Genomic DNA, 7035 nt, shown 5'->3' with positions numbered 1-7035 from the left:
TGACCGACAACACGAAACCCGCGGTATCGGACCGCGTGAAGATCTTCGACACCACCATGCGCGACGGCGAGCAGTCGCCCGGCGCCTCGATGACGCTCGACGAGAAGCTCCAGATCGCCCAGCTGCTCGACGAGATGGGCGTCGACATCATCGAGGCCGGCTTCCCGATCGCCTCGGTCGGCGACTTCGAGGCGGTGCGCGAGATCGCGCGCGTGATCGAGCGCGCCACCGTCGCCGGCCTCGCCCGCTCGGGCAAGGCCGACATCGACCGGGCTTACGAGGCGCTGCAATACGCGCCCAAGAAGCGCATCCACACCTTTATCGCCACCTCCGACCTGCACATGCAGCACAAGCTCCAGATGACGCGCGACCAGGTGCTGGAGCAGATCGAGAAATCGGTCTCCCACGCCCGCAGCCTCGTCGACGACGTGCAGTGGTCGCCCGAGGACGCGACGCGCTCGGACCGCGACTTCCTGTGCCTCGCGGTGCAGACCGCGATCGAGAACGGCGCCAGCACCATCAACATCCCCGACACGGTGGGCTACACCATGCCCGGCGAGTCGGCCGCGATCATCCGCATGCTCAGGGAGCGCGTGCCGGGCATCGAGCATGTGACCCTCTCGACCCACTGCCACAACGACCTGGGCATGGCCGTGGCCAACTCGCTGGCCGCGGTCGAGGCGGGCGCGCGCCAGATCGAGTGCACCATCAACGGGCTGGGCGAGCGCGCCGGCAACACCGCGCTCGAGGAGGTCGTGATGGCCATGCGCGTGCGCCACGACCTGATGCCCTACGACACCGCCATCGACACCACCCGGATCATGCAGGCCTCGCGCCTGGTCTCGGGCATCACCGGCTTTCCCGTCCAGTACAACAAGGCGGTGGTCGGCAAGAACGCCTTCGCCCACGAGGCCGGCATCCACCAGGACGGCATGCTCAAGCACCACGGCACCTACGAGATCATGCGCCCCGAGGATGTCGGCCTGACCAAGTCCAACCTGGTCATGGGCAAGCACTCGGGCCGCCACGCCTTCAAGGAGAAGCTCAAGGAGCTGGGCGTCGATCTCGGCCAGAACGCGCTGCAGGAGGCCTTCGTGCGCTTCAAGGCCCTGGCCGACCGCAAGAAGGAGGTGTTCGACGACGACATCATCGCCCTGGTCGAGGAGGCCACGGCCGATGCCGGCGCCGAGCGCATCAAGCTCAAGTTCCTGCGCGTCATCTGCGGCACCGAGGCGCCCCAGTCCGCCGACATCATCCTCGAGATCGACGGCAAGGAACAGCGCACCACCGCCGAGGGCGACGGCCCGGTGGACGCCGCCTTCAACGCGGTCAATGCGCTGGTGCCGCACCACGCCACGCTCGAGCTCTACCAGGTCCACGCCGTGACCGAGGGCACCGACGCCCAGGCCACGGTCAGCGTGCGCATGCGCGAGGAGGGCAAGATCGTCACCGCCCAGTCGTCGGACACCGACACCGTGGTGGCCTCCTGCCGCTCCTATGTGCACGCGCTCAACAAGCTCCTGGTGCGCCGCCAGAAGACCAAGCCCGCCGTGGCGGTCTGAGCTCCCCACGCCCGCACGGGGCCCCGGCCCAAACCTCCACAGGCCCCGGCCCCACATCACCACTGGTCCCGGCCCCCGAGCCGGGACCTCCTCCCACAGGCCCCAGCTCCATCCTCTACACTGGTCCCGGCCCCCGAGCCGGGACCTCCTCGAAGCCGCTTCACAAGCGCGGCCCCGGATCGACTCCCGGGCCCGTTCTCTCGGCCAACCGCCCGGCCACCGCCCGACCGCCCCCCCCCCGCCCCCGCACCCTGCCCCTCCGGCCGCGACACGCCACCGCACCGCGGGCGCCCGCGCACCCAGCTTTCTCTTTGACGCCCCTCGGGCTCGCAGCATATAAGCGACGCCCAAGGCGGCCCCCGAGACCGCCTCTCCGGGGCGCACGCGAGGGAAAGCGCCGGAGACTTTGGCAGGGCAGAGATTTTCCGGGCAGGGGAATCACCGCGAAGACATCGTCGGCGCGAGAATCACCCCGGGGTCGTCCCCGGGTGCGCCGGAGCAGGCAAAAGGCAAACGCATGTTCAACGGTTTGTTCGGCATTTTCTCGAACGACATGGCCATCGATCTCGGGACCGCCAACACGCTGGTCTACGTCAAGGGCAAGGGCATCGTGCTCAACGAGCCCTCGGTCGTCGCCTACCAGACCATCCAGGGCCGCAAGGAGGTCAAGGCCGTCGGCGAGGACGCCAAGCTGATGGTCGGCCGCACCCCCGGCTCGATCCAGGCGATCCGGCCGATGCGCGACGGCGTCATCGCCGACTTCGAGGTCGCCGAGGAGATGATCAAGCACTTCATCAAGAAGGTGCAGCCGAACACCATGTTCTCCAAGCCCATGATCGTGTGCTGCGTGCCCTACGGCGCCACCGCGGTCGAGGAGCGGGCGATCGAGCAATCGGTGCTCTCGGCCGGCGCGCGCAAGGCGCTCTTGATCCCCGAGCCGATCGCCGCGGCGCTGGGCGCGGGGCTGCCGATCACCGAGCCCACCGGCTCGATGATCGTCGACATCGGCGGCGGCACCACCGAGGTCGCCGTGCTCTCGCTGTCGGACATCGTCTACGCCCGCTCGGTCCGGGTCGGCGGCGATAAGATGGACGAGGCGATCATCAGCCACTTGCGCCGCCAGCACAACATGCTGATCGGCGAGTCCACCGCCGAGAAGATCAAGCACTCCATCGGCACCGCCCGCATGCCGTCGGACGGCGTCGGCGAGTCGCTTATGATCCGCGGCCGCGACCTGCTCAACGGCGTGCCGAAGGAGCAGGAGATCACCCAGGCCCAGATCGCCGAGTCGCTGACCGAGCCGGTGCAGCAGATCGTCGAGGCGGTGATGGTCGCGCTCGAAGCGACGCCCCCCGATCTCGCCGCCGACATTGTCGACAACGGCGTCATGCTCGCGGGCGGCGGCGCGCTGCTCAGGGACCTCGACGTGGTGCTGCGCGAGCAGACCGGGCTGGCGATCTCGGTCGCCGAGGAGCCCCTGGCCTGCGTCGCGCTGGGCACCGGCCGGGCGCTCGAGCATCTCGACCGCCTCGGCCACGTGATGAAGGTCGGCGTCTGACAACGGGAGGACGAGGGAGGTGAGGCGAGCAGGCTCGCCCGAGGAAACGGCACTCACCCGAACGGTTCACCGCATCCTGCTCGGGCTCGTCGTCCTTGCCTCCGTGTTCCTGCTGATCCTGTGGCGCAGCGACAACCCGCGCCTCGACCGGCTGCGCATGGAGCTTACCGACGCGGTGCTGCCCTCCATGAACTTCATCGACCAGCCCATTGAATTCGCATCCGGATTCGCCAACGACTATCGCAAATTCTTCGACGTCTACGACCAGAACCGGGATCTCAGGCGCGAGATCCAGCGTCTGCGCGCCTGGCGCGAGACCGCGCGCCAGCTCGAGGAGGAGAACGCCCAGCTGCGCGCGCTCAACAACGTGCGCGTGGCGCCGCGCACCACCTTCGTCACCGGCGACGTGATGGCCGATTCGGGCGGGCCGTTCCGCCAGTCGGCCCTGGTCAATGTCGGCAGCCGCGACGGCGTCATGGACGGCGCCGCCGCAGTCGACGGCAGCGGGCTGGTCGGCCGCGTCGTCGGGGTCGGCAAGCACGCCACGCGCATCCTGCTCCTGACCGACTTCTCCTCGCGCGTGCCGGTGGTGGTGCAGCCCTCGGGCAGCCGCGCCATCCTGGCCGGCGACGGCACCCCGGCGCCCAAACTCGAGTTCCTCGAGGCGACCGACGCCATCAAGCCGGGCGACCAGGTGCGCAGCACCGGCGACGGCGGCGTGTTCCCGCCCGACCTGCCGGTCGGCCATGTCATCGCCCTGCCCGGCAACCGCTGGCGCGTGGCGCTCAGCGCCGACTACGACCGGCTCGAGTTCGTGCGCCTGCTGCGCTATAGCCCAAACACCAAGGTCGATCAGCCCGCCGGCCTGATCCTCTCGCCGGTCAGCGATGCCCCCGGACCCCCGGCGCCGCCCGGAACGGGAGGCTGAGCCATGGAGTTGCCGGTCTGGCTGACCCCCGCGCGCCTCGCCAACATGGCCTTCGTGTCCGTGCTGGCGCTCGTCGCGGTCTCGATCGAATCGGCGCCGCTCGGCTTCCGCGCCGATGCCTGGCCGTCGCCCGACCTGCTCTTCTGCATCGTCGCCTGCTGGTCGCTGCGCCGCCCGCAGGCGGTGCCGCTGCTGCTGATCTTCGGCCTCGGTCTCGCCCGCGACCTGCTCACCGACCTGCCTGCAGGGGCCGGCCCGTTGACCCTGGTGCTCGCCTCCGAGGGGCTGAAGGCCGGCGCCGATCCGCTGTCGCGGCGCGGCTTCGGCTCCGAGTGGCTGGCCGTCGCCGGCGCCTTCGCCGCCATGCTGCTGGCGCAGTGGCTGATGGTGCTCTTGGTGCTGGCGCACCCGCCCTACCTGGTCGAGCTGGGCCAGCAATGGCTGGTCACGCTCGCCCTCTACCCGCCGCTCGCCGCGCTCCTGCGCTGGCCGTTCGGCGTGCGGCGCGCCGGCGCCGCGGAGGGCTGAGCCGATGGCCCTGTTCCGCCGCCGCAAGCCCCGCCCCGACGGCCGCCCGCGTCCGGACATGCGCCCCCGCACCGACGCCCGCGCCAACGGCAACGGCAATGGCGAGGGCGAGAAGCACCGCCCGATCACGCGGCGCGGGCTGATCCTGCTCGGGCTCCAGCTCGCCGTGGGCGGGGCGCTGGTCTTCCGCCTGCGCCAGCTGCAGATCCTCGATGCCGACAAGTACCGCCTGCTGGCCGAGGAGAACCGCATCAACATCCGCCTGATCCCGCCGGTGCGCGGCCAGATCTTCGACCGCGGCGGCGCGCCGCTGGCGGTCAACCAGCAAAACTACCGGGTCGTGCTGGTGCGCGAGCAGGCCGGCAACGTGCACAAGCTGCTCGACAAGCTCGGCCTGATCATCGACCTGCCCGAGAACCAGCGCCGCCATACCTCCAGGGAGATGCTGCAAAAGGCCGCCTTCGTCCCGGTGCTCGCCGCCGAGCACCTGAGCTGGCACCAGTTCGCCGCGGTCAACGCCAACCTGCCCGCCCTGCCCGGGGTGCAGCCCGAGGTCGGGCTCTCGCGCCAGTACCCGGACGGCCAGCTCACCGCCCACATCATCGGCTATGTCGGCCGCGTTACCGAGAAGGACCTGAAGGACCAGAAAACCCCCGACCCGGTGCTCCAGATCCCCGACTTCCAGATCGGCAAGACCGGCATCGAGCGGGCGCTCGAGGACGAGCTGCGCGGCAAGGCCGGCACGCTGAGGATCGAGGTCAACGCCATGGGCCGCGTGATGCGCGAGATCGATCGCCAGCCGGGCACGCCGGGCACTGACCTGCACCTGACCATCGATCTGGGCCTGCAGGCCGACATCGCCAGGCGGCTCGGCGACCAGAGCGCCGCGGCGGTGGTCATCGACGTGACCAACGGCGACATCGTCGCCGCGGTCTCCAACCCCTCCTACGACCCGAACCTGTTCGTGCGCGGCATCTCCACGACCGACTGGCAGGCGCTGCTGCACAACGACCACCGGCCGCTCGCCAACAAGTGGGCCAGCGGCATGTATCCGCCCGGCTCGACCTTCAAGCCGACCGTGGCGCTGGCCGCGCTCGCGGCCGGCGTGGTCACACCGACCGAGACGGTGTTCTGCCCCGGCTACATGAAGCTCGGCCGCCGCGTCTTCCACTGCTGGCGGCATGGCGGGCACGGGCATCTGCGCCTGCGCCAGGCGATCGAGCAGTCCTGCGACGTGTTCTTCTACGAGATGGGCAAGCGGCTGGGCATCGACCGCATGGCGGCGATGGCCCGGCGCTTCGGGCTCGGCACCGGCTTCGACCTGCCGATCCCGGCGCTGCAGGACGGGCTGATGCCCGACCGCGACTGGAAGAAGCAGGCGCACGACGCCGCCTGGCAGATGGGCGACTCGCTCAACGCCGCCATCGGCCAGGGCTACGTGCTGGCCACGCCGCTGCAGCTCGCGGTGATGGCCGCGCGCATCGCCACCGGCCGGGCTGTGGCGCCGCGCCTGATTCGCGCCCGTGCCGGCAACCCCGTGCCGGTCGCCGACGCCGCCGCGATCGGGCTGCGCCCCGATCACCTGGCGCTGGTGCAGGGGGGCATGTACGACGTGGTCAACGGCGCCCATGGCACCGCCCGGCGCTCGCGCATCGCCGACCCCGCGGCGCTGATGGCCGGCAAGACCGGCACCAGCCAGGTGCGCAACATCACCGCGGCCGAGCGCGCCGCCGGCCTCACCCGCAACCAGGACCTGCCCTGGAGCCACCGCGACCACGCGCTGTTCATCTGCTTCGCCCCGTTCCAGGCGCCGAAATATGCGGTCGCGGTGGTGGTCGAGCACGGCGGCGGCGGCTCGCACACCGCCGCGCCGATCGCCCGCGACGTGATGCTGCGCGCGCTTTACGGCCCGGACATCCCGCTGCGCGCCTACCCCCCCGGCCAGGCCCCCGACCGGCTACCGCCCCAGCCCGAGCCGCGGCCCGCGGACACGTCGCCCACCGCCGGCCAGCCGAGGCTGCGCACATGAGCATGAACCTCGGCCCCCCGCGCGACGATCCGGGCCTGGTCAGGAAGCTCCTGCGGCTGAACTGGCCGCTGGTGCTGCTGATCACCGCCATCTCCTGCTTCGGCTTCCTGATGCTCTACTCGGTGGCCGGCGGCTCGGTGCATCCCTGGGCCGCGCGCCAGATGAGCCGCTTCGCCTTCGGCATCGTGCTGATGGTGATCGTCGGCATGATCGACATCCGCTTCTTCCGCGCCGTCTCGCCCGTGGCCTATATCGGCGCGCTGGCCCTGCTCGTCGCGGTCGCCGTGGCGGGCCACACCGGCATGGGCGCGACCCGCTGGATCAATCTCGGGCCGGTGCAGCTGCAGCCCTCCGAGCTGATGAAGATCGCCCTCGTCATGGCGCTGGCGCGCTATTACGACTGGCTCGACCGCGACCGGGTCTCGCACCC

6 protein-coding genes are annotated in these 7035 nt (G+C 70.6%); all 6 read left to right on the top strand.

From position 1 onward, the window contains the following. Positions 1-1562, top strand: a 1562-nt coding sequence (locus tag AC32QD_RS00775) for a 2-isopropylmalate synthase (protein WP_492008569.1), incomplete at its 5' end; no start/stop codon positions are given. Between the two features lie 517 nt (positions 1563-2079). Next, the gene (locus AC32QD_RS00770; protein ID WP_492008568.1) at positions 2080-3120 is read left to right on the top strand and encodes a rod shape-determining protein; all 1041 of its coding nucleotides are present in this window, start codon (positions 2080-2082) and stop codon (positions 3118-3120) included. A 19-nt stretch (positions 3121-3139) separates the two neighbouring features. Further along, complete coding sequence (gene mreC, locus AC32QD_RS00765) at positions 3140-4048, top strand: rod shape-determining protein MreC (protein ID WP_492008567.1); 909 nt, start codon at positions 3140-3142, stop codon at positions 4046-4048. A 3-nt stretch (positions 4049-4051) separates the two neighbouring features. Beyond that, positions 4052-4576: a hypothetical protein gene (locus AC32QD_RS00760; protein WP_492008566.1), complete on the top strand. Its 525-nt coding sequence runs from the start codon at positions 4052-4054 to the stop codon at positions 4574-4576. Positions 4577-4580: 4 nt separating this feature from the next. Further along, complete coding sequence (gene mrdA / locus AC32QD_RS00755) at positions 4581-6605, top strand: penicillin-binding protein 2 (protein WP_492008565.1); 2025 nt, start codon at positions 4581-4583, stop codon at positions 6603-6605. Continuing rightward, the coding region (locus AC32QD_RS00750) for an FtsW/RodA/SpoVE family cell cycle protein (protein WP_492008564.1) at positions 6602-7035 on the top strand (434 nt) is incomplete at its 3' end. The genes mrdA and AC32QD_RS00750, both read left to right, overlap by 4 nt.

It is taken from the genome of Thermohalobaculum sp., assembly GCF_058622915.1.
This window is presented reverse-complemented; position numbering and strand designations above follow the sequence as displayed.

Bases quoted from the DNA above. Each gene is read 5' to 3' on its own strand.
- AC32QD_RS00770 (WP_492008568.1), top strand. From the start codon at position 2,080: ATGTTCAACGGTTTGTTCGGCATTTTCTCGAACGACATGGCCATCGAT.
- AC32QD_RS00760 (WP_492008566.1), top strand. From the start codon at position 4,052: ATGGAGTTGCCGGTCTGGCTGACCCCCGCGCGCCTCGCCAACATGGCC.
- mrdA (WP_492008565.1), top strand. From the start codon at position 4,581: ATGGCCCTGTTCCGCCGCCGCAAGCCCCGCCCCGACGGCCGCCCGCGT.